The sequence below is a fragment of the Streptomyces sp. NPDC000410 genome (assembly GCF_040300305.1).
GTDB lineage: Bacteria > Actinomycetota > Actinomycetes > Streptomycetales > Streptomycetaceae > Streptomyces.
In genome coordinates this window covers 76036-100293 of the sequence record NZ_JBEPDM010000022.1, presented here as the reverse complement: position 1 = coordinate 100293, position 24258 = coordinate 76036, and the positions used below count along the sequence as shown (strand labels likewise).

Below are 24258 nucleotides of genomic sequence, written 5' to 3'. Positions count from 1 at the left end.
CCGCGACCGGGGTGGTCCGTGACCCGGGTGCCCCGCGACCGGGGTGGGCCCGAGCCGGGGTGCCCCGCGACCGGGCGGAGGCTAACCCAGCGCCGCCTTCATCATCTTCTGCGCGATCGGCGCCGCCAGCCCGTTGCCGCTCACCTCCGAGCGCGCCGCGCCCGAGTCCTCCACGAGCACCGCGACCGCCACCTCCTTCCCCTCCTCGCCGGTGGACTTCGCGTACGCCGTGAACCAGGCGTACGGCGTGCCGCTGTTGTCCGTGCCGTGCTGGGCCGTGCCCGTCTTGCCGCCCACCTCGGCGCCCTCGATCCGGGCGTTCGTGCCCGTCCCGTCCTCGACGACCGTGACCATGGCGCTGCGCAGCTGCTCCGCGGTGCCGGACGACACGATCCGCCGGGATCCGGTGTCCTCGTAGCTCCGCAAGGTGGTGCCGTCCGAGTCGACCACCTCGGAGACCATGTGCGGGGACTCCAGGACACCGTCGTTCGCCAGGGCGGCGGACACCATCGCTATCTGCAGCGGGGTCGCCGTCACATCGAACTGGCCGATGCCCGTCAGCGCCGTCTGCGCCGCGTCCATCCCGGACGGGTACAGGCTCTTCGCCGTGCGCACCGGCACGTCCTGCTCGGCGTCGTTGAAGCCGAACTTCTCGGCCATCGCACGGACCTTGTCCTGCCCCAGGTCCGCGGCCATCTTCCCGAAGACGTTGTTGCACGAGTACTGGAGCGCGGTGCGGATGGTGGCGTTCGCGCAGGGCGCGGACTTGTTCTCGTTCTCCAGGACGGTCCTGGTGTGCGGGAGGGTGTACGGGTCGGGGCTGTCCGTGCGCTCGTCCACCGACGCGTAGAGCCCGTCCTCCAGCGCCGCGGCCGCGACCACCAGTTTGAACGTCGAGCCCGGTGGCAGCGGCTGCCGCAGCGCCCGGTTGAGCATCGGCCGGTCCTTGTCGTCCTCGCTCAGCCGCTTCCAGGCGTCGCCGTCCGTCGTCCCGCTGATCTTCGAGGGGTCGTACGAGGGCGTGCTCGCCATCCCCAGGATCCGGCCGGTCCTCGGGTCGATGGCGACCGCCGCGCCCTTCTTGTCGCCGAGCGCCTCGAAGGCGGCCTTCTGCACGGCCGGGTCGATCGTGGTCAGTACGTCGCCGGGCTCGCTCTGCTTGCGGGTGAGCGCGTCCAGCGGGCTCTTCAGCCGGGTGTCCGTGCCGTCGAGGACCCCGCTGTAGATACCCTCCAGCTGGGTGGACCCGTACGCCTGCGAGCTGTAGCCGGTGACCGCCGCGTACAGCTCGCCGTCCGTGTACGTGCGCTTGTACGCGAGGTCGCTCCCCTCCGTCCGTTTCGAGCCGGTCACCGGGGATCCGGCCACGATGATGTCCCCGAGCGGCTGCGCGTACTGCGCGATGATCTTCCGCCGGTTGTACTTGTCGTCCGCGAGCGCCTTGCCCTCGTACCCCTGCACCCAGGTGGCCCGCACCAGCAGGGCGAGCACCAGGAGCAGGCTGAAGACGGCGGCGCGCCTGATTGTCTTGTTCATCCCAGGGGAGGACGAGCGGCCCGGAGGGGTACGTTCCGTTCTGCCGGGTTTCTCAGGGAATCCTCATCGCGGCCCACCAAGGCCCACCAAGGCCCACCAAGGATCATCGAGGGGCGATGAACCCCGACTCGTACGCCGCGATGACCGCCTGTGTACGGTCCCGGGCCCCCGTCTTCGCCAGGACCGCGGCCACGTGCGTCTTCGCCGTCGCCGGGCCGACCCCCAGCCGCTGCGCGATCTCCGCGTTCGTCAGGCCCGTCGCCATCAGCCGCAGCACGTCCGCCTCCCGCTCGGTCAGCCGGGCCGCCCACGGCGGGGCGGCCGGGCTGCGGCGGGAGTGCTCGGCGGCCAGACCGCGCACCGCGGCCGGGTAGAGCAGCGAGTCGCTGCGGGCGACCAGCCGGACCGCCGACACCAGGTCCTCCGCGGCCGCCCGCTTGAGCAGGAAGCCCGCGGCGCCCGCGCGCAGCGCGTCGTACACGTACGCGTCGTTCTCGAAGGTGGTCACGACCACGATGCGCGGGGGGCTCTCCAGCGTGGAGAGGATCTGCTCGGTCGCGCGGATGCCGTCGATCTCCGGCATACGGACGTCCATCAGCACCACGTCGGGGCGCAGCTCCCGTACGACGGAGACCGCCTCGGCGCCCGTGGAGGCCTCGCCGACGACCTCCAGGTCGGCCTCGGCGTCGAGGATCACCCGCAGAGCGGTACGGACCATGCGCTCGTCGTCGGCGAGGACGACCCGGGTCGCGCTCATCGCCCGTCGCCCAGCGGGATGCGGGCCGTCAGCCGCCAGCGGTCCCCGTGCGGGCCGGCTTCGGCGCGGCCGCCGAGCAGGGCCGCCCGTTCGGCGATTCCGCGCAGGCCGCGCCCGCCGCCCGGCCGTACCACCGGCGCCCGGTCGGGCAGCGGGTTCTCCATCGTGATCTCCAACTCCGTGTCGTGCACGTGCAGATGAAGCGACACCGGTGCGGTGTCGCCGTAACGCAGGGCGTTGGTCAGGCCCTCCTGGACGATCCGGTACGCCTCACGGGAGACGGCGTCCGGCACGGCGGCCGGGTCGCCCTTCGCCTCGTACGCGACGCGCCGCCGGCCGTGTGCGAGCAGCAGCCCGTCCAGCGCGTCGAGGCCCGGCGTGGGCAGTTCGCCGTTGTCGTCGCCCTGCCGCAACAGGCCGAGCACCGAGTCGAGTTCGCCCACCGTCCGCCGGGTGGTCTCCTCGATCGCGGACAGCGCTTCCCGTACGAACTCCATGTCGGCGGGGGCGTCGCTGTTCAGGACCCGCCGGGCGGCGCCCGCCTGGAGGGTGACCGCGCTCAGCGCGTGGCCCACCGAGTCGTGGAGCTCGCGGGCGAGCCGGTTGCGGACGGCGAGTTCGGCGGCCCGCCGCTCGGCGGCCGCCAGCCGGTCCTCCGGCGTCGGCCCCAGCAGCAGCGGCGCCTGCCTGGCGAGCAGCGCCCCGGCCCCGGCGGCGCAGGCCGCGAGCGCCAGCATCATCAGCGGCGCCGCGACCACGCCCGCGGTCACGACCCAGGGCCGGCTTGCCGGCCAGTAGTAGTTCACGAGCTCGGTGTCCCGCAGCGAGGCGGAGAACGGCAGCGCCATCAGCGTCACCGCGAACGGTGGCAGCGCCAGCGAGACCGCGCTGACCAGCCCGCCGATCCCCACATGCAGCGTGAACCAGGCGGCGGTGCGGGCCTTGGCCTGCCGGCTGCGCGCCGGGCCGTCCGCGAACCGGTCCGCCGCAACCCCGCACATCACGCGCGCCACGGCCACCGACATCGGCCGGGCGAGCGGGAAGAGCGCAGCGATCGCGGCCAGCGGCAGGGCGATCGCGTACGCCCCGAACTGCACGGCCAGGGTCCCGGCGAGCACGTTCGGAGCCTCGATGAACGGGCTCAGGATCATGGTGCCGACCAGCCAGAACGGCATCAACAGGGCGCCGCCCATGATCAGATGGACCCAGCGCAGCCGCGCCCGCTTCCCGAGCAGAGCCCCGCAGAGCTCTTTGACCGAACGTCTCACGCGGCGCGCCGCCGCAGGACCGAGGCGGTGGTGGCGGCGAGGAACAGTCCGGTGATCATTTCTCCAGCGTAGGTCAGCGTCATCAGCCCTGTGGCGGCGTTCTCCGGATCGATGTCGGGCATCAGTGTGGCGAGCAGCATCCAGCCGCCCCACGCGCCGAGGCACGCCGAGCCGACCCACGCGAGCCCCAGCGGCGTACGCACCGGCAGGGAGGGCGCGGGCCGGAAGGCGAGGAGCAGCGCGCCGGCTGCGGCGGCCAGGGGGAACAGGACGTGGACGCCCGCCAGTACGTAGAAGTCCGTGGTGCGCTGCGCGGCCCGGAGCGGGGAAAGACCGGCCGTCGAACCGGACGCCCACAGCAGGTGCATGACGGCGGGAAAGAGCGCGAGGAGCGATCCGGCCACGGCGGTGGACCGCACCAGCGGCCCGGTCACGGTGGTGGGCAGCTCCCAGACGGTGCCCCGCCACAGATGGCCCCAGCGCTCGCGGGCGTACAGCGCGAAGAGGGTCCCCAGGGTCAGGCCCTGCACGATGAAGCCGCCGTAGACGACGCTGAAGACCCAGTCGTGGAGGAACGGTTCCTTCGAGTCCTGCGGCAAGGATCCGTCGCCGAGGGAGAGCAGCAGCTGGATCGGGAATCCCACCATGATCGGGACGAGCAGGCCGGTCGCCGTCCACATCGGCACGGTCAGCAGCCACGCCTTCACGTGTCGGCCCCAGGGCCGGGTGAGCAGCAGCGCGAGGACGACGACGCATGCGTCCATCAGGACGGTCACACCGTTGGCGACGGCGATCATCCCGGGTTCCCTCAGCAGCACGCTGCCCTCCGGGATGCCGATCCTGCTGCCCGAGATCCAGGCGATCTTGAGCGAGAGGTACGGGAGGCAGGACGCGATGGTGAGGGCGCGCAGCGCCCGGCGGCCCCGGCCGATGGCGGGCGCCGCGGGTGGGGCGGGGGTGGCGAGCGACGGTGTCCGTGTCATGCCCTCCACACTCCTGGGCGGCGCCCGCCCGGTGCCTCCTGCGTGGTGAGGAACCGCCTCCGCCGTCCGGCGGAGACGGTGAGGGGGCCCAGGGCGGAGACGGCGCGGGCCCTCGGCGGGGACCGCCCTGGGCCACGAGGAGAAGTGGCCCAGTGTTCCGGCGCGGAAATGCACCATGTGGCACGCCACTTGAACGCGTAGATTGATCATCATGACGACGAAGAACTTCGCCCCTGTCCTCACCCGCGCCGCCGAGGCCGAGACCACCGCGGACCCGAGCAGCGTGATGACCCTGCTCGCCGACTCCGACACCACGGGCGGCTCGCTGACCAGCTACCGCTCCACCTTCGCCAAGGGCGCGGTCGGCGCCCCGGCCCATTTCCACACCCGGGCCTCCGAGATGTTCTACGTCATCGGCGGCGCGCTGGAGGTGCTGGTGGGGGAGGAGCTCACCGTTCTGGAGGCGGGCGACTTCCTCCTCGTGCCGCCGAACACCGCGCACGCCTTCGCCGCCGCGCCCGGGGCGGAGGCGGACGTGCTGTTCGTCTTCACCCCAGGCATGGCGCGCTTCGACTATCTGCGGCTGCTGGGCCGGGTGATGCGCGGCGAGGCGAGCCCGCAGGAGATCAAGGACTCCTCCGAGCTCTACGACAACCACTACGTCGACAGCCCGGTCTGGCGGGAGGCCCTCAGTCGCCGGGCATGAGCGCCCGACTCCCCCTGGGGTGCCCGCCGGGTCAGAGCCTGCGGGTGGCCAGGGTGAGGCGGTCCCGGGCGTCGAACAGCGCGTCCTTGATCATCTGCTCGTGCGCGGGGGTGAGCCGGGCCACCGGCACCGAGCAGCTGATCGCGTCCCGCGCCGGCGTGCGGTACGGGATGGCGACGCCGAAGCAGCGCAGCCCCAGCGTGTTCTCCTCGCGGTCGACGGCGTAGCCCTGCTCGCGCACCTGCCGCAGCTCCTCGATGAGCTGCTCCCGGTCGGTGATGGTGTGCTCGGTGAGCGAGGGCAGCGTCTCGGGGAGCATCTTGCGGACCTGCTCGTCGCTGTGGGTGGCGAGCAGCGCCTTGCCGAGCGAGGTGGAGTGGGCGGGCAGCCGGCGGCCGACCCGGGTGAAGGGCCGCAGGTAGTGCTGGGACTGCCGGGTCGCGAGGTACACGACGTTGACGCCGTCGAGGCGGGCCAGGTGGATCGTCTCGGTGGTGTCGTCCGAGAGCCGGTCGAGGGTGGGCCGGGCCGCCGCGACGACCTCGTCGCCGTCGATGTACGACGTCCCGACGAGCAGGGCGCGTACGCCGATGCCGTACCGCGTACCCGTCGCGTCCGTCTCCACCCAGCCCAGTTCGACCAGCGTGCGCAGCAGCATGTAGAGGCTGGACTTGGGGTAGCCGACGGCCTCCTGGACGGTGGCGAGGGAGTGCATACCGGGACGGCCCGCGAAGTATTCGAGCAACTCCACGGTCCGTACCGCGGACTTGACCTGCGCCCCACCCTGCTCGACAGCCGCCATGGCCCTTGACCCCTTCAAACGCCCGGAAATAGAGTCCCCACGTCCCCCATGCATTCATCATCGGGAACCCTGTTCAGAATACCGAACGCCTCCGGGAAGGAAGCCGCCGTGGGAGCAGCACCAGTCTGGAGTGTGGACCCCCGCACCGGGAAGGCACGCGAACAGGTTGCGGTCGAGGCCACAGCCGACGAGGTCGACCGCGCGGTACGCGCCGCCGAAGCCGCCAGGCCCGCGCTCGCCGACCGTACGGTGCGGGCCGCACTGCTCCGCGCCGCGGCCGACCTCCTCGACGCGGCGGGCGAACAGGTCGTCGAGGCCGCCGACGCCGAGACCGCCCTCGGGCCGACCCGGCTGACCGGCGAACTCGCCAGGACCACCGCCCAGTTGCGGGCCTTCGCCGAGGTCGTCGACGACGGCGCCTTCCTCGACATCCGCATCGACCACGCGGACGCCGACCGCACCCCGCCGTGGCCCGATCTGCGCCGCTGGAAGATCCCCCTCGGGGTCGTCGCCGTCTACTCCGCGAGCAACTTCCCGCTCGCCTTCTCCGTCCCCGGCGGCGACACCGCGAGCGCGCTCGCCGCGGGCTGCCCCGTCGTGATCAAGGCCCACCCCGACCATCCGGCCACCTCCGAACTGTGCGCGGCGCTGCTGCGCAAGGCCGCCCAGCAGGCCGGTCTGCCCGAAACCGTCGTGGCCCTGGTGCACGGCTTCGACGCCGGGGTCGAGCTCGTACGCCACCCGCTGGTCGCGGCGGCCGGATTCACCGGTTCCGTACGCGGCGGCCGCGCCCTCTTCGACGCCGCGGCCGCCCGCCCCGTGCCGATCCCCTTCCACGGCGAACTCGGCTCCCTCAACCCGGTCGTGATCACCGAGGCCGCGGCCGACGAGGGCGCGCGGACACTCGGAGCCGGCCTCGCCGGTTCGATGACCCTGGGCAGCGGACAGTTCTGCACGAAGCCCGGCCTCGTCCTCGCCCCGGCGGGCGACGCCGGTGACCGGCTGCTCACCTCCCTCGCCGCCGCCGTCAGCGAGAGCGAGCCCGGCGTGATGCTCGACCACCGGATGCGCGACGCGTTCGTCGCGGGCGTCGCCGAACGGGCCGCCCTGGACGGCGTGGAGGCGCCCGTCACCCCGGGCGCGGGCGGGGAGCACACCGTGAACGCGGGCTTCCTGACCGTACCGGCGCGGCGGCTGACCGCCGAGGGCCCGCACGATCTGCTGCTGGAGGAGTGCTTCGGGCCGGTGACGGTGGTCGCCCGGTACGAGACGCGGGACGAGATCGACGCCGTACTGTCCCGGCTGCCCGGCAACCTCACCGCCACCCTCCACGCCGCAGCCGACGACCCCGAGGCCCCCGGGCTCCTCGCCGCCCTCACCCCCCTCGCCGGCCGCGTCCTCGTCGGCGGCTGGCCCACGGGAGTCGCCGTCGCCCCCGCCCAGCACCACGGCGGCCCCTACCCGGCCACCACCTCCGCCTCCACCTCGGTCGGCGCCACCGCGATCGAGCGCTGGCTGCGGCCGGTCACCTACCAGTCGGCGCCGCCCGCACTCCTGCCGCCCGAGCTGCGCGACGACAACCCGCTCGGCCTCCCACGCATGGTCGACGGCCGGCCGGAGCCCCTGGCACGCTGACCGCGTGAGCGACGGGACCGACTTGCCCGGACTTCCCTTGCCGCTGCGCCCGTACGGCCCCGACGCCGACTGGGTGTACGAGAACGAACTGCTCATCGGGTGGGCGGGCGCACGCCAGGGCCTTTGCGTCCCTCCCCCATGGCTGACGCATGGTGGACCCCATCCGGCGATGCCCTCGAATCCGCGTCCGACGCGCCGCGACCGGGCCGGACGGACGGGGCGGCGGGTCAGACCCTCACCACGATCTTTCCGGTGTGGGAGTTGGACTCCATCAGCCGGTGGGCGTCCACGATCCGCTCCAGACCGTCGAACGTCTCGGCGACCACCGGCACCAGCGACCCGTCGCGCAGCCCGGAGCCGATGAAGTGGGCGGTGCGGCGCCTGCCCTCGTCACTGTCGACCACCGCGCCGTTGTTGTAGGTGTGCAGGGTCAGCGGCCAGTTCATCGACAGCGCGACCGGGCGTGGGTCGAGCCAGCCGTAGAGCACCGCCGTGCCGCCGGTCGTCAGCGCGTCGCCGATCGCGGCGAAGCCCGGTCCGCCGATCGCGTCGAAGGCCAGCCGCGCCCCCTGCCCGCCGGTGATCCGCCCGACCTCCTTCACCAGGTCCTCGGTGTCGGTCGTGATGACATGGGCCGCACCCAGGTCCAGCAGCCGCTGCCGCTTGGCCTCGCTCCGGGTCGTGGCGATCGGTACGGCGCCGATCCGCACGGCCGTCTGGATCGCCGCTGTACCGACCCCGCTGGACGCGCCGGTGATCAGCACATGGTCGCCGGGGCGCAGACCGCCCGTCGTCACCATGCCGCCGTACGCCGTGGAGTACGTCAGCCACGCGGCGGCGGCCGTCACCGGGTCCGTGCCCTCGGGGCGGGCGACCACGGACGTCTCGGGGAGCACGACCCGCTCGGAGTGGACCCCGTGCACGCCGAAGTCGAAGTTGGCCGCCGTCAGCACCGGATCGCCGGGCGCGAATCCGTCGACGCCGTCGCCGGTCGCCTCGACGACGCCGGCGGCCTCGTAGCCGATCCGGGAGCCGGGGAGCGTGGCCGGGTAGTAGTACGTGCCCGAACGGAACAGGGCGTCCGCGCGGTTGAGGCCGATGGCCTCGACCCGGATCAGCACCTCGCCCGGACCGGGCTCCTGCAGCGGCACGTCCTCGACGCGCAGGACCTCGGGGCCGCCGAGCTCGTGGAAGACAACTGCCCTGGTCAAAGAGGTATTCGTCATGGGAATGAACGTAGGCGGGTGCGGCGAGACGCTCCATGTCCCTGAGGCTCACTTTTATGTCCCCGCGTCTCGCACGCACTGCGTTACGGTGAGCGCATGGACGTACTGAGCGACGCGATCGCCGCCATGCGCACGGGTCGGCCCCACTCCTCACGCACCATCAAGTACGCGCCCTGGGGCGACCGTTTCCCGGCCACCGAGGGCGCCGGATTCCACGTCGTGCTCCAGGGCTCGGCGTGGCTGCTGCCGCCCGAGGACGCGCAGCCCGTCCTGCTCGGCCCCGGCGACGTGGTCTTCCTGGCCCGGGGCTACGGCTACGGCCTCGCCGACCACCCCGACACACCGCTCGACGAGGTCTCCCTCGCCCCTGACGGCAGCCGGCCGGGCACCCGGGCCGCCGCCGACCCGGCCACGGACCGTCGGCCGACGACGCTCATGCTGTGCGGGGCGTACCAGCTGAGCAGGGCGCGGGCGCATCCGCTGCTCGCCGATCTGCCCCCGGTGATCCGCTTCCCGGCCCGGGTCGGCCAGTACCCCGCGCTGCGCGCCACCGTCGAACTCCTCGGCGCCGAACTGGCCGAACCGCAGCCCGGGTCCGACGCGCTCGTGCCCGCGCTCCTGGACACGATGCTGCTGTACCTGCTGCGCGCATGGTGGCGCGAGGAGCGCGCGGGCGAGCCCACGGGCTGGGCGGCGGCCCTCGGCGACCCGGCCGTGACCGCCGCGCTGGACGCCATGCACGGCGACCCGGCCCACCCCTGGACGGTGGAGGAACTCGGCGCGCGGGCGGGCCTGTCCCGCGCCGCCTTCGCCCGCCGGTTCACCGCTCTGGTCGGCCAGTCCCCGCTGGCGTATCTGACCTGGTGGCGGCTGACCACGGCGGGCCGGCTGCTGCGCGAGTCCGACGCGCCGCTGCGCACGGTCGCGGCGCGCGCCGGATACGCCTCGGAGTTCGCCTTCGCCAAGGCCTTCAAGAGGGAGTACGGGCTGCCGCCGGGCCGCTACCGGCGCGACTCCGTGCCGTCGCCAGGCCCGTCGCCAGCGCCGTCAGCGTCAGCAGGCCCGCGCTGATCAGCAGACTCGTACGCATCCCGGTCACGAACCCGTCCGCGACGAGCGCGCCGAACGCCGCGACCGCCAGGCCGCCCGCCGTCTGGCGGGCCGCGTTGAGCACGCCCGCGGCGAGGCCCGCGCGCGCGGCGGGGACCGCCTCCATCAGGGCGGAGGTGAGCGGCGGGATCGTCAGGGCCGCGCCCAGGGCGAGGGGCACCGTCAGGGCCGCCACCAGCGGGGCCGGGGTCCGCGCGGTGACCGGCAGCAGGAGCAGCGCCCCCGAGGCGGCCACCAGCTGGCCCACGAGCATGGGCAGCCTCGGACCGTAGCGGCCCGCCAGGCGCCCCGCGAGGATGTTCACGACCGGGATCAGCGCGGTCATCGGCAGGAACATCAGCCCGGCCGCGAGCGCCGACTGCCCCCGCTGCTGCTGGAAGAACAGGCTCAGTACGAAGACGATCCCGTAGAACGCGACGCTGTTCGCCGCGCCGACCGCGACCGGCACCGACACCGCGCGGTCACGGAACAGGCCGAGCGGCACCACCGGGTGCGGGTGCCGCGACTCGACGGCGAGGAACGCCGCCAGCGCGACGACCCCCACCACCAGCGCCACGAGCCCCGCCCGGCCGCCCTCGATCACGGCGAACGTCAGCGCCGCGATCCCGGTGGCGGCGGTCAGCTGCCCCGGCAGGTCCAGCGGCGCGGGCCGGCGCCGCGAACGCGGCGTACGGGCCAGCAGGACGAGCGCCGCCGCCCCCGCCGGAAGGTTGACGAAGAAGATCGCCCGCCAGTCCCACGCCGTCGTCAGCGCCCCACCGGCCACCGGCCCGAGCGCCACGGCCACCGAGCCGCCCGCCGCCCACAGCGCCACCGCCCGCGCCCGCGGCCCCGCGTCCGGGAACGCCTGCCGCACCAGCGCCAGCGACGCGGGCAGCATCACGGCCGCCGCCATCCCCTGCACCACCCGCGCGCCGATCAGCGCCTCCAGCCCCGGCGCCAGCCCACAGCCCGCCGAGGCCAGCGTGAAGACGGCGACCCCGGCCGCGTACGCCCGCCGCGCCCCGATCCGGTCGGACAGCGCGCCGGTCGACAGCATCAGCGCCGCGAACGCCAGGGTGTACCCGTCCACAACCCACTGCAGCCCGCTCAGCCCGCCGCCCAGCTCGCCCTCGACGGCGGGCAGCGCCACATTCACGACCGACGCGTCCAGGGTGATCAGCGCGAACCCGAGCAGCGCGGCGACCAACGTCGCCCGCGCCCCCGGACCGGTCCCGGGCCGGATGCCGTCGCCAGGGGTGTCGTTCGCGTCATGAAGGGTGCGCGGGTCGGTCGGTTTCAATGCCATGGGGCCACCCTGCTGGCTGCTCCCCGGCGAAGGGAGTGGCTCGATCGCCATCCCTCCTGAGGATCTGGCCACACCCACCCGGCAACCGCCGTCTCCCGCCCCCGCGTCCTGACCATCATGGTCCCCACCGAGATACGCCCCGCCACCGCAGCCGACCTCGACGCCATCGCACTCCTGCACGCCGAGGCCCGCGCCACGTACTACCGCGGCCGCATCCCGGACCACCTGTTCGACAGCCCCGCCGAGCACGCCCGCACCCGCGACGGCTGGGGCCGGGCCATCGCGCGCGGCGACGTGCTGTGCGCCGTACGGGACGGGAAGATCGTCGGCGTCGCCGCGCACCGCTCGGACGACGGCGTCCTCACCCTCACCCAGCTCCACGTCGCCCCGTCCCACTGGCGCCACGGCATCGGCAGCGCCCTGCACACCGCATGCCTCACCGCCTGGCGCCGGGCCGGGGCGCGCACGGCCCGCCTGGAGGTCTACGAGCACAACACACGCGCCCAGGCCTTCTACGCGGCCAGGGGCTGGACCCCCGACCCGGACGGCCCGCGCGCCGGGGCCCATCTGGTGCTGATCCTCCGGCTCGACGGGGCGGCCGGGGAATGAGCGGGGCGCGGTGGCGGACGAGCGCGAGGCCGTCGAACTCGGGGCGAGCGCGGTGCCGTTCTTCGTCATCGACCGCCGCTACGAGGTCTCGGGCGGGCAGCCCGCCGAGATCTTCACCCAGGCCCTGGAGCAGGCGTGGCAGGGGCGGACGGTCGGAGCCCACGCGTAGGGGATTACGGGTGGTCGTGAAAATACGCGATTGACTCACGGTTGGCGGGGTTTCAGGGTGATCCCATGGACACCCTGAGCAGCGCCGAGTTCGCGCCCACGTCGACCTATCTGAACACCTCCAGCTGCGGTCTGCTGCCGCGCCGCACCGTCGAGGCGGTCAAGAAGCTCGCCGAGTCGGGCGCGGACGGACGGCCCGACGGCGCGGGCGACTTCGACACCGTCGAGGCCTCGCGGGCCTCCTTCGCACGGCTCGTCGGAGTGCACGAGGACCGCGTCGCCGTCGGCGGCTCGGTCGCGGTGCATGTCGCGCTGATCGCCGCGTCGCTGCCGGCGGGTGCCGAAGTCGTGTTTCCCGAAGGCGACTTCAGCTCCGTCATCACCCCCTTCACGGTGCGCGGCGATCTGAAGGTGCGGTACGCGCCGCTGGCCGGGATCGCCGACGCCGTCGGTCCCGGTACCGCGCTGGTCGGGCTGTCCGCCGTGCAGTCCTTCGACGGGCGCGTCGCGGATCTGGCGGCGGTGCGGGCGGCCGCGACCGCGCACGGTGCCCGTGTCCTCGTCGACGCCAGCCAGTCGGCGGGCTGGCTGCCGCTGGACGCGGGGGCGTACGACTACACCGTCACCGGTGCCTTCAAGTACCTGCTCTGCCCGCGCGGTACGTCGTTCCTCACCGTCACCGCCGAGGCGCAGGAGTCGCTGCCGCCGGCGCACGCGGGCTGGGTCGCGGCGCAGGGGTCGGCGGGGAGCTTCTACGGGCCGGTGGAGCGGTTCGCCGAGTCGGCCCGGCGGTACGACGAGCCGCCGTCCTTCCTCGCGTACCACGGGGCCGAGCAGTCCCTCGCCCTGCTGGAGGAGATCGGCGTCGACGCGATCCACGCCCACAACACGGCCCTCGCGGCCCGCTTCCGGGAAGGGCTCTCCGAGCTGGGCCACACACCCGTCCCGGGGGACTCCGGCATCGTCGCCGTCCCGGGGCTCGGTGACCGGCAGCCGGAGCTCGCCAGGGCAGGGGTCCTCGTCACGGGGCGCGGGGGCACTCTGCGGGTCTCGTTCCACCTCTACAACCGCGACGCCGATGTGGACCGCGCACTGGAGGCGCTGGCTCCCTAGAAACCGGGTCATTTCGCCTGTTCAGCGGCGCTCATTGGTCTTTCCGCCGAGGGATTTAGGCGTCCATGGTCGAGAACGCACCTTGCTTGCGGGGGTGTTGACGGATTGGATTGCCAAGATCAAGACGACGGGGTTGCTCCCCGGCGTCGAGGAGGAGACATCCATGCTCGACGGCTGTACGCCCTGGCCCGAGGAGTTCGTCGACCGCTACTGGGCGGTCGGGCACTGGCGTGGCAACACGCTGGACAACCTGTTGCGCGGCTGGGCCCTGCAGTACGGACCGCGGACCGCGCTCGTGCACGAAGGCACCCGCATCACGTACGCGGCCCTGAACCGGCGCGTGGACCGCATGGCCGCCGGGCTGCGGCAGCTCAGCATCCGGCCCGGGCAACGGGTCGTCGTCCAGCTCCCGAACGTGCCCGAGTTCGTCATCACCGTGTTCGCGCTGATGCGCGCCGGCGCGGTCCCCGTGCTCTGCCCGCTCTCGCACCGCGCGGCGGAGATGTCCGACCTGGTGCACGTCACCCAGGCCGTCGGCTACGTCGGTCCCGCGACGTACAAGGGCTTCGACCACAGGGCGATGGCCGCGGACATCGCGGCCGGCGGGCCCTTCCTGCGGCGGGTGTTCATCCTTGAGGAGCCGGGCACCTCGAACCCGTACGGCGGCTATACGACCGACCCGTCGGGCTGCCACTACTTCCCGCTGGGCGCCATCGACTCCCCGCCCGTCCCCGCGCTCGCGCTGAGCGCCGACCAGGTGGCGTTCTTCCTGCTCTCCGGCGGTAGCGGCGCGGAGCCCCAGCTCGTTCCGCGCACCCACAACGACTACGCCTACCAGGCGCGGGCCGCCGCCGAGCTGGTGTCGCTCACCGAGAACGACGTGTATCTGGCCGCGCTTTCCGCCGAGTCCCCCTTCACCCTCGGCTGCCCCGGAATCGTCGGCACCCTCTCCGTCGGCGGCACCGTCGTCCTGGCCGACGACCCGGGACCCGCCGAATGCCTGGCGGCCATCGAACGCGAGCGGGTCACCCTCACGTCGGTGGTGCCCGCCGACGCCGAGCTCTGGCTCGACGCGCTTCCCACGGTCCGGGCCGACGTGAGCAGTCTGCGCCTCGTGCAGATCGGCGGCGCGCCCGTGGACCGGGCGACCGCCGAAAGGACGGGCCACGCGTTGGGCTGTGGCCTGCAGCAGGTCTTCGGCATGCCCGAGGGGGTGCTCACGCTCACCCGGCCCGCCGATCCGGACGAGACCGTGCTCACCACGCAGGGCCGCCCGCTCTCGCCCGACGACCAGATCCGCGTGGTCGACGTCGACGGCAAGGACGTGGCCGACGGGGAGCCCGGCGAACTCCTCGCCCGCGGTCCGTACACTCCGCGGGGCTACTACCGGGCGCCCGACCACAACGCGCGTTCCTTCACCGCCGACGGCTACTTCCGCACCGGAGTCCTGGCGCGGCGCACCCCGGGCGGCAACCTGGTGGTGACCGGCCGTATCGCGAAGTAGCGTCGCCCGCCCGCCGGGCGGACGGGACGTCGAAGACACGACCTGGCCGGCGCTGTGACCGCAAAGGTTCGCCGGGCGTCGCGAGCCGGTGAACCTCTCCGGTCGCAGCGCTAGCTAGGGGGTGTCCGGGCAGCCCCCCGTCTCCGTGCAGAGGTTCCCCTCGACCTTGGCCAGCAGCCGGGCCAGCTCGGTGCGCTCCTCGGGGTCGAGCCCGGCGAGGGTGCGCTGCTCCAGTTCGCCCCAGGCCCGCGACACCTCGGACAGGAGCGCGCAGCTGGCTTCGGTGGCCTCGACCAGCACCGCGCGCCGGTCCGCCGGGTCGGGGCGGCGCCGGACGTGGCCCGACTGCTCCAGGCGCTGGAGCATCTTGGTGACGGTCGACGGGTCGAGTTCGCAGGTCTTGATGAGGTCCGACTGGCGTACGGGTCCGCCGGCCCAGAGATGCATCATCACCATCTCCTGGCCGGGGTAGAGCCCGACCTGCTTGAGCAGTTTCCCGGCGGCGATCCGGTGGAGCCTCGCCACCCGGGAGACGGCATGGCTGACCGGGCCGCTGCGGGCGGCGGCCGGCAGCCTGTCGACGGTACAGACGGGGTCGGCCTCGGGTTTCATCGGGCCTCCTCGGGGCGCCGCTGGGGAATTCTGTGGCGCCTTCGACGGTCCCACACGTGCCCACCCACAGATTACCTTGGTCGGCCAACGAATGGGTTACAGTGGACCTCGGCGCACTTACTTGGCCGACCAATAGTCTCGTTCTCCGGGAGCCGTCATGACCACCGCCTTCGACCCGATCGACCTGTCCGGCACGCAGCTCGCCAACCGCATCGCGATGGCGCCGATGACCCGCAGCCGCGCCCACGGACCGGGCCTGACCCCGACCGACTCCGTGGTCGAGTACTACGCGCAGCGCGCCTCTGCCGGTCTGATCATCACCGAGGGCATCCAGCCCTCCGTGATCGGCCAGGGCTACCCCAACACCCCCGGTCTGCACAGCCGCGAGCAGGTCGCCGCCTGGCGCGAGGTCACGGACGCCGTCCACGCCAAGGGCGGCCGGATCTTCGCGCAGCTCATGCACGCGGGCCGGATCGGGCACCCCGTGATCTGGCCGGACCAGGAGCTGGTCAGCGTCGCGCCGTCCGCCGTCACCCCCGCCGGCCAGCTGTTCACGGGCGAAGGTCTCCAGGACTTCGTCCCGCCGCGCGAGCTGTCCGGTGACGAGGTGCGCGCCACCATCGGCGAGTACGTGGACGCCGCGCGCAACGCGATCGAGGCGGGCTTCGACGGGGTGGAGCTGCACGGTGCCAACGGCTACCTCATCCACCAGTTCCTCTCCACCAACACCAACCGGCGCACCGACGAATGGGGCGGCTCCGTCGAGAACCGCATCCGCTTCGCGGTCGAGGTGACCCGGGCCGTGGCGGACGCGATCGGCGCCGGGCGCACGGGCCTGCGCATCTCGCCCGGGAACACGTACAACGACATCGCCGAGACGGACACCGAGGCGACCTACACCGCGCTGGTCGGCGCCCTGGAGCCGCTGGGCCTCGGCTACCTCCACGTCGTCGAGATGGTGCCGGGCCACCGGGAACTGACACTCGCCCTGCGCAAGGCGTCCACCAGCACCTTCATCCTCAACCCGTTCACCGACGGGCCGACGGGACCCGATGCGCTCGCGCTGGTCGAGGACGGCGTCGCCGACATCGTGGCGTACGGCGCGCTCTTCCTCGCCAACCCGGACCTGCCGGCCCGGCTCGCGGCGGGTGGGCCCTACAACACCCCCGACACCGCCACGTTCTTCGGCGGGGACGACAAGGGCTACATCGACTACCCGGCCCTCACGAACTGACGGGCGCACGGGTACGAGGGAACAGGGGATACGGGGGAAACGGGGGGAGGGGGCCGGTCGCGTACTCCGCGTCCGGCCCCCGGCCCGTGTCCAGCGCCTCTGGCTCGTCGTGCTCAGCGCACAGGAGTGAAGTCCCTCGCTCCGATGAAGGAGGGCCGCGGCACCGGCGCCGCGAAGGGCTCCTGGGCCGCGTTCTCCACGCTGTTGAAGACGATGAAGACATTGCTGCGCGGATACGGGGTGATGTTGTCCCCTGAGCCGTGCATGCAGTTGCAGTCGAACCAGGTCGCCGAACCCGCCCTGCCGGTGAACAGCCGGATCCCGTGCCGGTCCGCGAGCGCGGTCAGGGCCTCGTCCGACGGGGTCCCCGCGTCCTGCATCTTCAGCGACTGCTTGTAGTTGTCCTCGGGCGTGGCGCCCGCGCAGCCGAGGAACGTGCGGTGCGAGCCGGGCATGATCATCAGCCCGCCGTTGGTGTCGTAGTTCTCGGTGAGCGCGATCGACACCGACACGGTCCGCATCCGGGGCAGTCCGTCCTCGGCGTGCCAGGTCTCGAAGTCGGAGTGCCAGTAGAAGCCGGAGGCCCCGAAGCCGGGCTTCACGTTGATACGGGACTGGTGGACGTACACGTCCGAGCCGAGGATCTTCCGGGCCGTGCCCACCACCCGCTCGTCCCGGACCAGACCCGCGAAGACCTCGCTGATCCGGTGCACCTCGAAGACCGACCGTACGTCCTGCGACTTCGGCTCGACGATCGCGCGTTCGTCGGCCCGTACCGCCGGATCGGAGATCAGCCGGTCCAGCTCGGCGCGGTAGACCGCGACCTCGTCCGGAGTGATCAGCTGCTCGACCGCGAGGAAGCCGTCCCGTTCGTACGACTCGAGGCCGGGCGCGTCACCCCAGACGACCGGGTCCTGGCGCGGGGTGAGCGCCTCGGTCGTGCCGCGCGTCGGGTAGAGATCCGTCACCGTCGTCGTCATGGTCACGCCTCCTCCGTCAGCTGGGGGTCCCCCCAGGCCTCCGGCTCTGGGGGAGGGTAGACGCCGTTCTCGTCGTGGTCCTCCCGTCCGGTCACGGGAGGGTTGAAGACACAGACGCAGCGGAAGTCGGTCTTCGGGCGCATGGTGTGCCGCTCGTGGCCGTCCAGCAGGTACATCGTGCCGGGCTCGATCCAGTGCGTCTCGCCGGTCTCGTCGTTCGTGAGCTCGGCCTCACCCTCCACGCAGAGCACGGCCTCGATGTGGTTCGCGTACCACATCGACGTCTCCGTACCCGCGTACAGGACGGTCTCGTGGAGCGAGAACCCGGCCTTCTCCTTGGCGAGCACGATCCGCTTGCTCTCCCAGGTGCCGGACTTCGACTTGACGTGCCGGTCGGTGTTCTCGATGTCCTTGAACGATCGGACGATCACGGTGCGTTCAGATCCCTTCTCTTACGTACGGTGCCCGGCGGTGCCGGGTGGTGTCGGGGCGCCGGACGGCCTCAGGCGGTCTCGCGGACGGCGCGGGCGAGGGTGCGCAGCCCCTCGTCCAGCTCGTCGACGGTCACGGTGAGCGGCGGCAGCAGCTTCACCACCTCGCTCTGCGGACCCGAGGTCTCCAGCAGCAGCCCGAGTTCGAAGGCGCGCGCGCAGACGGCGCCCGCGCGCGCCTTGTCGGCGAACTCCAGGCCCCAGACCAGGCCGCGGCCCCGGTAGTGGGCCCCGTCGGCCGAGTTCTCGTCGCAGATCGCGAGCAGCGCCTGCTCGACCTGCTCGCCACGGGCCAGCGTCTGCTTCTCCATCTGGCCGTCGGCCCAGTACGTGTCCAGGGCCGCGGTGGCGGTCACGAAGGCCGGGTTGTTGCCGCGGAACGTGCCGTTGTGCTCGCCCGGCTCCCAGACGTCCAGCTCCGGGTTGAACAGGCACAGCGACATGGGCAGTCCGTAGCCGCTGATGGACTTCGACAGGGTGACGATGTCCGGGGTGATGCCCGCCTCCTCGAAGGAAAAGAAGGCACCGGTGCGGCCGCAGCCCATCTGGATGTCGTCGACGATGAGCAGCATGTCGCGGCGGTGGCAGAGGTCGGCGAGGGCGCGCAGCCACTCGGGACGCGCCACGTTGATGCCGCCCTCGCCCTGCACGGTCTCGACGATGACCGCGGCCGGCTTGTTCAGGCCCGAGCCCTGGTCCTCCAGGAGCCGCTCGAACCAGAGGAAGTCCGGGACCTGGCCGTCGAGATAGTTGTCGAACGGCATCGGGGTGCCGTGCACCAGCGGAATCCCGGCCCCGGCCCGCTTGAAGGCGTTGCCGGTGACGGCGAGCGAGCCGAGCGACATCCCGTGGAAGGCGTTGGTGAACGAGACGATCGACTCGCGCCCCTTCACCTTGCGGGCCAGCTTGAGCGCCGCCTCCACCGCGTTGGTGCCGGTCGGGCCGGGGAACATGACCTTGTACGGGAGGTCGCGCGGCCGCAGCACGATGTTCTGGAAGGACTCCAGGAACGCGCGCTTGGCGGTCGTCGCCATGTCCAGGCCGTGCGTGATGCCGTCGCGTTCCAGGTAGTCGAGCAGCGCGCGTTTGAGTACCGGGTTGTTGTGGCCGTAGTTGAGTGATCCGGCACCGGCGAAGAAGTCGAGGAAGGTGTGGCCGTCCTCATCGGTGAGGCGGGCGCCCTGCGCGCGGTCGAACACGGCGGGCCAACCACGGCAGTAGCTGCGCACCTCCGACTCCAGGGTCTCGAAGACGCTCAGGGCGGGCGGGGTGATGGTCACAGCGGTTCTCTCCTGAGGTGGGGGTCGTCGGACGGCGGTCGGACTGCGGTCAGGCGGCGATCGGGCCGATGCGGTACAGCACTTCGGGCTGGTGCCCTCCGTCGGGGAACAGCCCCCCGTCGAAGAGGACCTCGCGCTCCAGCGACGCGCCGCGGCGCTCGGCGTACGACGTGAACAGGCGGTCGGAGGCGGTGTTGTCCGGGGTGACGGTCGTCTCGATGGAGCGGATACCGTGCGCGGCGCCGACGCGGTGGGTCAGCGCGTCGAGCAGCGTGCCGGCCAGACCGCGGCCGCGGTGGCCGTGGTCGACGGCGACCTGCCAGACGACGAGTACGTCCGGGCGCTGCGGTCTGATGTATCCGGTGACGAACGCGATCGGCTCGCCGTCCGTGCCGCGGGCCACCACGGAGGTCGCGGCGAAGTCACGGCACCACAGCAGATAGCTGTACGAGGAGTTGAGGTCGAGAACCTCGGAGTCGCGGGCTATTCGCCAGATCGCGGCTCCGTCCTCCACTCGTGGGCTGTCGATGCTCAATGCGGTGGTCATGCGGATTGAATTTACCGAGGGAATTCTCGGATTGCATCGGGGGAGGGGGTTGGGTGGCGCACCTTTCTGTGTTATCGCGCGGGCGCGGGCGCCGCGCGAGGCCGTACCGAACTCTCCCCGTTTGACCGGGAGTTATGGGACAAAAAAATCTTGGATGTGGGGTCGGTCACATGCGTGTAACCTGTCTGGAATATGGGATTCGGGCCCTGTCGAAACTTTAGTGTTTAGGGTGCTGAAAACCGGGCAGAAGAATGCGGGGAGCTACTCTCGATAAAGTAGCTCCCCGCATTTTTGAATTCATGCGCTATTTGTTTGTTTGTCGAGGGTGTGAAGGTGGGGTGCTGTCGGGTGTGGGGCAGGACCGGGATCAGCGCCGCCAGGCGTCCGCCGCCGCCCGGCGGGCCCCCTCCAGGTCCACCTCGCGGCCGTACTCGCCGAGTGCCCCGCCCAGCGCCGCCAGTGAGGACTGCACGGCGCCACGGCTCGCGTCCGCCCCGTAGTGGTTCACCCGGATCATCTCCGAGGACAGCGCGCCGCCCCCCGCGACCAGCGGCAGTGCCGGATCGGCCGCCAGTGCCTTCGCGACCAGATCGGAGGCGTCGACACCGGCGGGGGAGCGCAGTGTGGTCGCCACCGGGGCCGCGTCCTTCGCCTCGTGGACGTACGGCGTGAGGCCGCCGCCCAGCGCCAGCGCGCCCGCGCGCGTCGCCGCGGCGGCGGAGGCGTGCCGTCCCGTCAGCGCGTCCAGGCCCTCCGCCTCGATCCGCTCCAGGCAGGCGTCCAGCGCCAGCATCTCCAACTGCGCGGGGGCGTGGAGCAGTGCCTTGCGGCCGCCGTCGATCCAGCGCTCCTTCCAGTCCAGCAGCGAGAGGTACGAGTGGCGGGGCGCGGCCGGGTTCGCCGCGAACCGCTCCCAGGCGCGCTCGCTCACCGACACCGCGGAGACCCCGGCCGGGCCGCCCATCGCCTTCTGCGCCCCGATCACACACAGGTCGACGCCCCACGCGTCGGGCAGCAGCGGCTCGGCGCCCACGGAGGCGACGGCGTCCAGCATGAACAGCGCGCCATGGGCGCGGACCACCTCGCCGATCTCCGCGACCGGGTTGGTGTTGCCGGTGGCCGCCTCGGCGTGGACGAGGGAGACGAAGTCGATCTCCGGGTGCTCGTGCAGCGCCCGCGCGATCAGGTCGGCGGTCACGGCGGTGTGGAACGGCACCGACAGATCGATCACCGCCGCCCCGCAGTCACGCAGCCAGTTCCCGAAGGTCTGGCCGTACGGCCCCGTGACCACGTTCAGCGCGGCCGAACCCGGCCGGGCGCCGCTGCGGATGCAGCCCTCCAGCGGGAGCAGCGCCTCGCCCTGGGTGATGACCACGTCCTGCTCGGTGGAGAGCAGGGCGGCGACCCTTCGCTCGATGTCCGCGAAGTGCGCGGCGGTCAGCGGGGCCAGGTCCAGGAACGGGTGTGTCACGGCGGTGCTCTCTTCGCTCTCTGCGGGGCGTGTCATCGGGACGTGTCTTCGGGTCGTGTCTTCGGGTCGTGTCTTCGAGTCGTGCGAGGTCGTCGAACGTTCTCGGTTGTCCTCGGTCGTCCTCGGTCGAGGGTAGGGCAGGGCTCGTAGAGTGCTGGTCATGAGCGATCACGTGGTGCTGCATGTGAAGGGGCGGGTGCTCGTCGGGCCCGAGGAGGTGCGGGACGAGCTGTGGGTGGTCGGCGGCCGGATCACGTACCGGCGGCCCGCCGGCGAGGCGCGGACGATCGAGGGCTGGGCGCTGCCGGGGCTCGTCGACGCGCACTGCCATGTCGGCCTCGACGCGCACGGCGCGGTGGACGAGGCGACCAGCGAGAAGCAGGCGCTGACCGACCGGGACGCCGGCACGCTCCTCATCAGGGACGCGGGCTCGCCCGCCGACACCCGGTGGATCGACGACCGGGAGGACCTGCCGAAGATCATCCGGGCCGGGAGGCACATCGCCCGCACCCGCCGCTACATCCGCAACTACGCCCACGAGATCGAGCCCGAGGACCTCGTCGCGTACGTGGCGAGGGAGGCGCGGCGCGGTGACGGCTGGGTCAAGCTCGTCGGCGACTGGCTCGACCGCGAGGCGGGCGACCTGGGCGCGTGCTGGCCGCGAGGCGCCGTCGAGGCGGCCATCGCCGAGGCGCACCGGCTGGGTGCGCGCGTCACCGCGCACTGCTTCGCCGAGGACTCGCTGCGCGATCTGGTCGAGGCGGGTATCGACTGCATCGAGCATGCGACGGGGCTGACGGACGAGACCATTCCGCTGTTCGCCGAACGGGGCGTGGCGATCGTCCCCACCCTGGTCAACATCGCCACGTTCCCGCGGCTCGCGGCGGGCGGGGAGGGGAAGTTCCCGCGCTGGTCGGCCCATATGCGGCGGCTGCACGAGCGCCGCTACGACACGGTCCGCTCGGCGTACGACGCCGGCATCCCCGTCTACGTCGGCACCGACGCGGGCGGATCGCTGCCGCACGGGCTCGTCGCGGCGGAGGTCGCGGAGCTCGTGAAGGCGGGCATCCCGGCGGTGGAGGCGCTCTCGGCGACGGCGTGGGGAGCGAGGCGCTGGCTGGGGCGGCCGGGGCTGGAGGAGGGCGCCGAGGCGGATCTGGTGGTGTACGAGGCCGATCCGCGGGCGGACGTGCGGGTGCTGGCGGCGCCGCGCAGGGTGATTCTGCGGGGGCGGGTCATCGGTTGACGTGGTGGTGACGCGGGAGGGGTTCGGATCGTTGAGGCACCTGGCGTGCGTGCGCTGCGTATCGGGCGTGCGCCTCGTCTGCGCCCGATCTGCGCCGGGTATGCGCCGTGTTCGGGCCATCAGGCGGTGGTGACGGGAATACTTGTGCCCTCTTAATCGAATGCCTGGGCGGAAACCCCCCTTTGGGGTGAACTCACGTCAGGTGTCTGCCGGTTCACTCTCAGTGCGTAAGGATTCCGGTGTTCTCAGTCGCCGCCACCGCGCACGAGTCCCTGTTGCGGGCGGGTTCGGTGACGTCATGTCTCCTGTGGGGGTTCCACCACCTTGAACAGCAACACCTGCCGCACGCTCTCCGCCGCGCTGACCACCGGGCTGGTCACCGGGCTGGCCGCCGGGCCGATGGCGCTCGCCGTCGCGGCACCGGCCCACGCCACGGGCGGCGGTGACGGGCGGGCGAGTGCGGTCGTGCTCCGCACCGGCCTCGACGTCTCCCTGCTCAACAAGACCGTCAACGTGCCGCTGAAGGCCTCGCTCAACGAGGTGCAGGCGCCCGCGAGCGCCGAGAAGACCGCCCTGAGCGTGCAGCTGGACAGCGTCGACCGGGGCAGGCCGTTCAGTGTGCTCCGGGCGGACGTCGCGACGGCGAAGGCGACCGCGGACCGGCACAGGGCGGAGGGGCAGACCAACCTCGCCCATGCGAGGGTGCACGTCCCCGGGCTGCCGTTGCTGTCCCTCATCGAGGTCGAGAAGGTCACGTCCAAGGCGGTGTGCGAGGCGGGCAAGCAGCCCGTCGCCCAGTCGAACCTGCTCGGCACGGTCAGGGTGCTCGGGAAGAAGGTCACCCTGACGGCGGGCGGTACGACCCGGGTCGCGGTGCCCGGGGTCGGTGAGGTCACGCTCGACCTGTCCCGTACGGAGGTCACCTCGCGGACGGCCGCGGCCACGGCGCTCGAACTGAAGGTGTCCGTCAACCCGCTGGAGCTGAACGTCGCGGAGGTCGAGGGGACGGTGACGCTGGCCGCGGCGACGTGCGAGTCCCCGTCGGCGTCGGCGGCACCGGCGTCCGCTCCGGACATCAAGCCCCAGGCGGCGGCCGAGCCCCTGAAGGCGCCGGACCTCGCCGAGACCGGGGGCAGCTCGCTGACCCCGTACCTCACTGCCGGCGCGATCGCCCTCCTGGCGATCGGCGCGACCGCGGTGGCCCTGGCCCGCCGCCGCGCCCGCGCCTGACCCGGTCCCACGCGGCAGCCGCCGGTTGCCCCGGGTCGAGGTCATCGGCCAGGCCACCGCCGGTGGGTGGCGGAGCGGGGTCCCTCCGGGCTCGACTCCTCGGCGTCGGCGGCAAACCGCCCCCCAGGTAGACGACCGGCCATTACCTCCCCCAGAGCTTCGCCTGGGAGGTACCCCCAGGCCTGCGGGGCCGACCCTCCACGCCCCCACCCCGACTCCGTCTACCGGGTGCGGGCCGTGGGCGGGCGGGACGCGCCAGGGTGGGCTCGGATCCGCCGCCCGCCTGCGGGCCCTGGGTGGGTGGGACACGCCGGGGTGGGTTCAGCTCCGTCTACCGGGTGCGGACCGTGGGTGGGCGGGACGCGCAGGGCGGGTTTAGCTCCGTCCGCCGGGCGCGGGCCGTCGTCCGTGGTTTGTGGGCATGCGTTCCGCGGGGCGGAACGGGTGGGCACAAACCACCCA

22 protein-coding genes and 1 pseudogene are annotated in these 24258 nt (G+C 72.4%); 10 read left to right on the top strand and 13 right to left on the bottom strand.

Annotated features, from left to right (window positions below):
* Positions 1–81: 81 nt before the first annotated feature.
* From ABT342_RS22320 to ABT342_RS22305, 4 genes are all read right to left on the bottom strand, one after another.
* Positions 82–1536, bottom strand: coding sequence for a peptidoglycan D,D-transpeptidase FtsI family protein (locus ABT342_RS22320; RefSeq protein ID WP_351576496.1), 1455 nt, complete (start codon positions 1534–1536; stop codon positions 82–84).
* A 103-nt stretch (positions 1537–1639) separates the two neighbouring features.
* Positions 1640–2293 (bottom strand): response regulator transcription factor, encoded by a 654-nt coding sequence (locus ABT342_RS22315; RefSeq protein ID WP_351576493.1) that lies wholly within the window; start codon positions 2291–2293, stop codon positions 1640–1642.
* The gene (locus ABT342_RS22310; protein ID WP_351576538.1) at positions 2290–3486 is read right to left on the bottom strand and encodes a sensor histidine kinase; all 1197 of its coding nucleotides are present in this window, start codon (positions 3484–3486) and stop codon (positions 2290–2292) included. The genes ABT342_RS22315 and ABT342_RS22310 overlap by 4 nt, the downstream gene beginning before the upstream one ends.
* Positions 3487–3557: 71 nt before the next feature.
* Entirely contained in the window at positions 3558–4544 is a 987-nt protein-coding gene (locus tag ABT342_RS22305) for a hypothetical protein (protein ID WP_351576490.1), read from the bottom strand.
* A gap of 211 nt (positions 4545–4755) precedes the next feature.
* Between ABT342_RS22305 and ABT342_RS22300 the strand changes: the two genes are divergently transcribed.
* The gene (locus tag ABT342_RS22300) at positions 4756–5250 is read left to right on the top strand and encodes a cupin domain-containing protein (RefSeq protein WP_351576487.1); all 495 of its coding nucleotides are present in this window, start codon (positions 4756–4758) and stop codon (positions 5248–5250) included.
* Between the two features lie 31 nt (positions 5251–5281).
* Here ABT342_RS22300 and ABT342_RS22295 read toward each other — a convergent pair whose 3' ends face one another.
* Positions 5282–6052 carry an IclR family transcriptional regulator gene (locus ABT342_RS22295; RefSeq protein WP_351576485.1) on the bottom strand — a complete coding sequence of 257 codons (771 nt, stop codon included), beginning with the start codon at positions 6050–6052 and terminating at the stop codon, positions 5282–5284.
* A 108-nt stretch (positions 6053–6160) separates the two neighbouring features.
* Between ABT342_RS22295 and ABT342_RS22290 the strand changes: the two genes are divergently transcribed.
* Positions 6161–7687: an aldehyde dehydrogenase (NADP(+)) gene (locus tag ABT342_RS22290; protein WP_351576483.1), complete on the top strand. Its 1527-nt coding sequence runs from the start codon at positions 6161–6163 to the stop codon at positions 7685–7687.
* 227 nt (positions 7688–7914) lie between these two features.
* On the opposite strand, the gene ABT342_RS22280 is transcribed toward ABT342_RS22290, so the two are convergent.
* Positions 7915–8913: a zinc-dependent alcohol dehydrogenase family protein gene (locus ABT342_RS22280; RefSeq protein ID WP_351576480.1), complete on the bottom strand. Its 999-nt coding sequence runs from the start codon at positions 8911–8913 to the stop codon at positions 7915–7917.
* A gap of 96 nt (positions 8914–9009) precedes the next feature.
* Between ABT342_RS22280 and ABT342_RS22275 the strand changes: the two genes are divergently transcribed.
* On the top strand, positions 9010–9984 hold the full coding sequence (locus tag ABT342_RS22275) for an AraC family transcriptional regulator (protein WP_351576477.1): 975 nt from the start codon (positions 9010–9012) through the stop codon (positions 9982–9984).
* On the opposite strand, the gene ABT342_RS22270 is transcribed toward ABT342_RS22275, so the two are convergent.
* Positions 9884–11311 (bottom strand): MFS transporter, encoded by a 1428-nt coding sequence (locus tag ABT342_RS22270; RefSeq protein WP_351576474.1) that lies wholly within the window; start codon positions 11309–11311, stop codon positions 9884–9886. The two genes, ABT342_RS22275 and ABT342_RS22270, sit on opposite strands and share 101 nt — an antisense overlap.
* A 117-nt stretch (positions 11312–11428) precedes the next feature.
* Here ABT342_RS22270 and ABT342_RS22265 point away from each other — a divergent pair, with 117 nt between their 5' ends.
* The 4 genes and pseudogenes from ABT342_RS22265 (at position 11429) to ABT342_RS22250 (ending at position 14705) form a co-directional block, all read left to right on the top strand.
* On the top strand, positions 11429–11920 hold the full coding sequence (locus ABT342_RS22265; RefSeq protein WP_351576471.1) for a GNAT family N-acetyltransferase: 492 nt from the start codon (positions 11429–11431) through the stop codon (positions 11918–11920).
* A 13-nt stretch (positions 11921–11933) separates the two neighbouring features.
* Positions 11934–12089 (top strand): annotated as a pseudogene (locus ABT342_RS22260) (DsbA family oxidoreductase); the annotation flags it as partial.
* A 65-nt stretch (positions 12090–12154) separates the two neighbouring features.
* On the top strand, positions 12155–13201 hold the full coding sequence (locus ABT342_RS22255) for an aminotransferase class V-fold PLP-dependent enzyme (protein WP_351576468.1): 1047 nt from the start codon (positions 12155–12157) through the stop codon (positions 13199–13201).
* Positions 13202–13298: 97 nt separating this feature from the next.
* A complete protein-coding gene (locus ABT342_RS22250) occupies positions 13299–14705 on the top strand; it encodes a (2,3-dihydroxybenzoyl)adenylate synthase (RefSeq protein ID WP_351576465.1) in 1407 nt (468 codons plus the stop codon).
* Between the two features lie 114 nt (positions 14706–14819).
* Here the strand turns inward: ABT342_RS22250 and ABT342_RS22245 are convergent, their stop codons facing one another.
* Positions 14820–15317 (bottom strand): MarR family winged helix-turn-helix transcriptional regulator, encoded by a 498-nt coding sequence (locus ABT342_RS22245; protein WP_351576462.1) that lies wholly within the window; start codon positions 15315–15317, stop codon positions 14820–14822.
* 157 nt (positions 15318–15474) lie between these two features.
* On the opposite strand from ABT342_RS22245, the gene ABT342_RS22240 reads away from it, so the two are divergent.
* The gene (locus tag ABT342_RS22240; protein ID WP_351576459.1) at positions 15475–16551 is read left to right on the top strand and encodes an alkene reductase; all 1077 of its coding nucleotides are present in this window, start codon (positions 15475–15477) and stop codon (positions 16549–16551) included.
* Between the two features lie 113 nt (positions 16552–16664).
* Here ABT342_RS22240 and thpD read toward each other — a convergent pair whose 3' ends face one another.
* The 5 genes from thpD to ABT342_RS22215 all read right to left on the bottom strand — a co-directional run bounded on the left by thpD (position 16665) and on the right by ABT342_RS22215 (position 21320).
* Positions 16665–17531, bottom strand: a complete 867-nt coding sequence (gene thpD, locus ABT342_RS22235) for an ectoine hydroxylase (protein ID WP_351576456.1) — start codon at positions 17529–17531, stop codon at positions 16665–16667.
* A 2-nt stretch (positions 17532–17533) separates the two neighbouring features.
* Positions 17534–17962 carry an ectoine synthase gene (locus ABT342_RS22230; RefSeq protein ID WP_351576453.1) on the bottom strand — a complete coding sequence of 143 codons (429 nt, stop codon included), beginning with the start codon at positions 17960–17962 and terminating at the stop codon, positions 17534–17536.
* A gap of 71 nt (positions 17963–18033) precedes the next feature.
* Entirely contained in the window at positions 18034–19302 is a 1269-nt protein-coding gene (ectB, locus tag ABT342_RS22225) for a diaminobutyrate--2-oxoglutarate transaminase (RefSeq protein WP_351576450.1), read from the bottom strand.
* Positions 19303–19351: 49 nt separating this feature from the next.
* Positions 19352–19849, bottom strand: coding sequence for a diaminobutyrate acetyltransferase (gene ectA / locus ABT342_RS22220; RefSeq protein WP_351576448.1), 498 nt, complete (start codon positions 19847–19849; stop codon positions 19352–19354).
* A 367-nt stretch (positions 19850–20216) separates the two neighbouring features.
* Positions 20217–21320 (bottom strand): pyridoxal-phosphate-dependent aminotransferase family protein, encoded by a 1104-nt coding sequence (locus tag ABT342_RS22215; protein WP_351576535.1) that lies wholly within the window; start codon positions 21318–21320, stop codon positions 20217–20219.
* A 160-nt stretch (positions 21321–21480) separates the two neighbouring features.
* On the opposite strand from ABT342_RS22215, the gene ABT342_RS22210 reads away from it, so the two are divergent.
* Together ABT342_RS22210 and ABT342_RS22205 are read left to right on the top strand one after the other, a co-directional pair.
* Positions 21481–22566, top strand: a complete 1086-nt coding sequence (locus ABT342_RS22210; RefSeq protein WP_351576445.1) for an amidohydrolase family protein — start codon at positions 21481–21483, stop codon at positions 22564–22566.
* Positions 22567–22890: 324 nt separating this feature from the next.
* Positions 22891–23796 (top strand): SCO1860 family LAETG-anchored protein, encoded by a 906-nt coding sequence (locus ABT342_RS22205; RefSeq protein ID WP_351576442.1) that lies wholly within the window; start codon positions 22891–22893, stop codon positions 23794–23796.
* Positions 23797–24258: the final 462 nt, after the last annotated feature.

What these genes read in the sequence shown, in the direction of transcription:
- ABT342_RS22320 (WP_351576496.1), bottom strand. Translation starts at nt 1,536, where the DNA reads ATGAACAAGACAATCAGGCGCGCCGCCGTCTTCAGCCTGCTCCTGGTG.
- ABT342_RS22315 (WP_351576493.1), bottom strand. Translation starts at nt 2,293, where the DNA reads ATGAGCGCGACCCGGGTCGTCCTCGCCGACGACGAGCGCATGGTCCGT.
- ABT342_RS22310 (WP_351576538.1), bottom strand. Translation starts at nt 3,486, where the DNA reads ATGGGCGGCGCCCTGTTGATGCCGTTCTGGCTGGTCGGCACCATGATC.
- ABT342_RS22305 (WP_351576490.1), bottom strand. Translation starts at nt 4,544, where the DNA reads ATGACACGGACACCGTCGCTCGCCACCCCCGCCCCACCCGCGGCGCCC.
- ABT342_RS22300 (WP_351576487.1), top strand. Translation starts at nt 4,756, where the DNA reads ATGACGACGAAGAACTTCGCCCCTGTCCTCACCCGCGCCGCCGAGGCC.
- ABT342_RS22295 (WP_351576485.1), bottom strand. Translation starts at nt 6,052, where the DNA reads ATGGCGGCTGTCGAGCAGGGTGGGGCGCAGGTCAAGTCCGCGGTACGG.
- ABT342_RS22280 (WP_351576480.1), bottom strand. Translation starts at nt 8,913, where the DNA reads ATGACGAATACCTCTTTGACCAGGGCAGTTGTCTTCCACGAGCTCGGC.
- ABT342_RS22275 (WP_351576477.1), top strand. Translation starts at nt 9,010, where the DNA reads ATGGACGTACTGAGCGACGCGATCGCCGCCATGCGCACGGGTCGGCCC.
- ABT342_RS22270 (WP_351576474.1), bottom strand. Translation starts at nt 11,311, where the DNA reads ATGGCATTGAAACCGACCGACCCGCGCACCCTTCATGACGCGAACGAC.
- ABT342_RS22265 (WP_351576471.1), top strand. Translation starts at nt 11,429, where the DNA reads ATGGTCCCCACCGAGATACGCCCCGCCACCGCAGCCGACCTCGACGCC.
- ABT342_RS22255 (WP_351576468.1), top strand. Translation starts at nt 12,155, where the DNA reads ATGGACACCCTGAGCAGCGCCGAGTTCGCGCCCACGTCGACCTATCTG.
- ABT342_RS22245 (WP_351576462.1), bottom strand. Translation starts at nt 15,317, where the DNA reads ATGAAACCCGAGGCCGACCCCGTCTGTACCGTCGACAGGCTGCCGGCC.
- ABT342_RS22240 (WP_351576459.1), top strand. Translation starts at nt 15,475, where the DNA reads ATGACCACCGCCTTCGACCCGATCGACCTGTCCGGCACGCAGCTCGCC.
- thpD (WP_351576456.1), bottom strand. Translation starts at nt 17,531, where the DNA reads ATGACGACGACGGTGACGGATCTCTACCCGACGCGCGGCACGACCGAG.
- ectA (WP_351576448.1), bottom strand. Translation starts at nt 19,849, where the DNA reads ATGACCACCGCATTGAGCATCGACAGCCCACGAGTGGAGGACGGAGCC.
- ABT342_RS22210 (WP_351576445.1), top strand. Translation starts at nt 21,481, where the DNA reads ATGAGCGATCACGTGGTGCTGCATGTGAAGGGGCGGGTGCTCGTCGGG.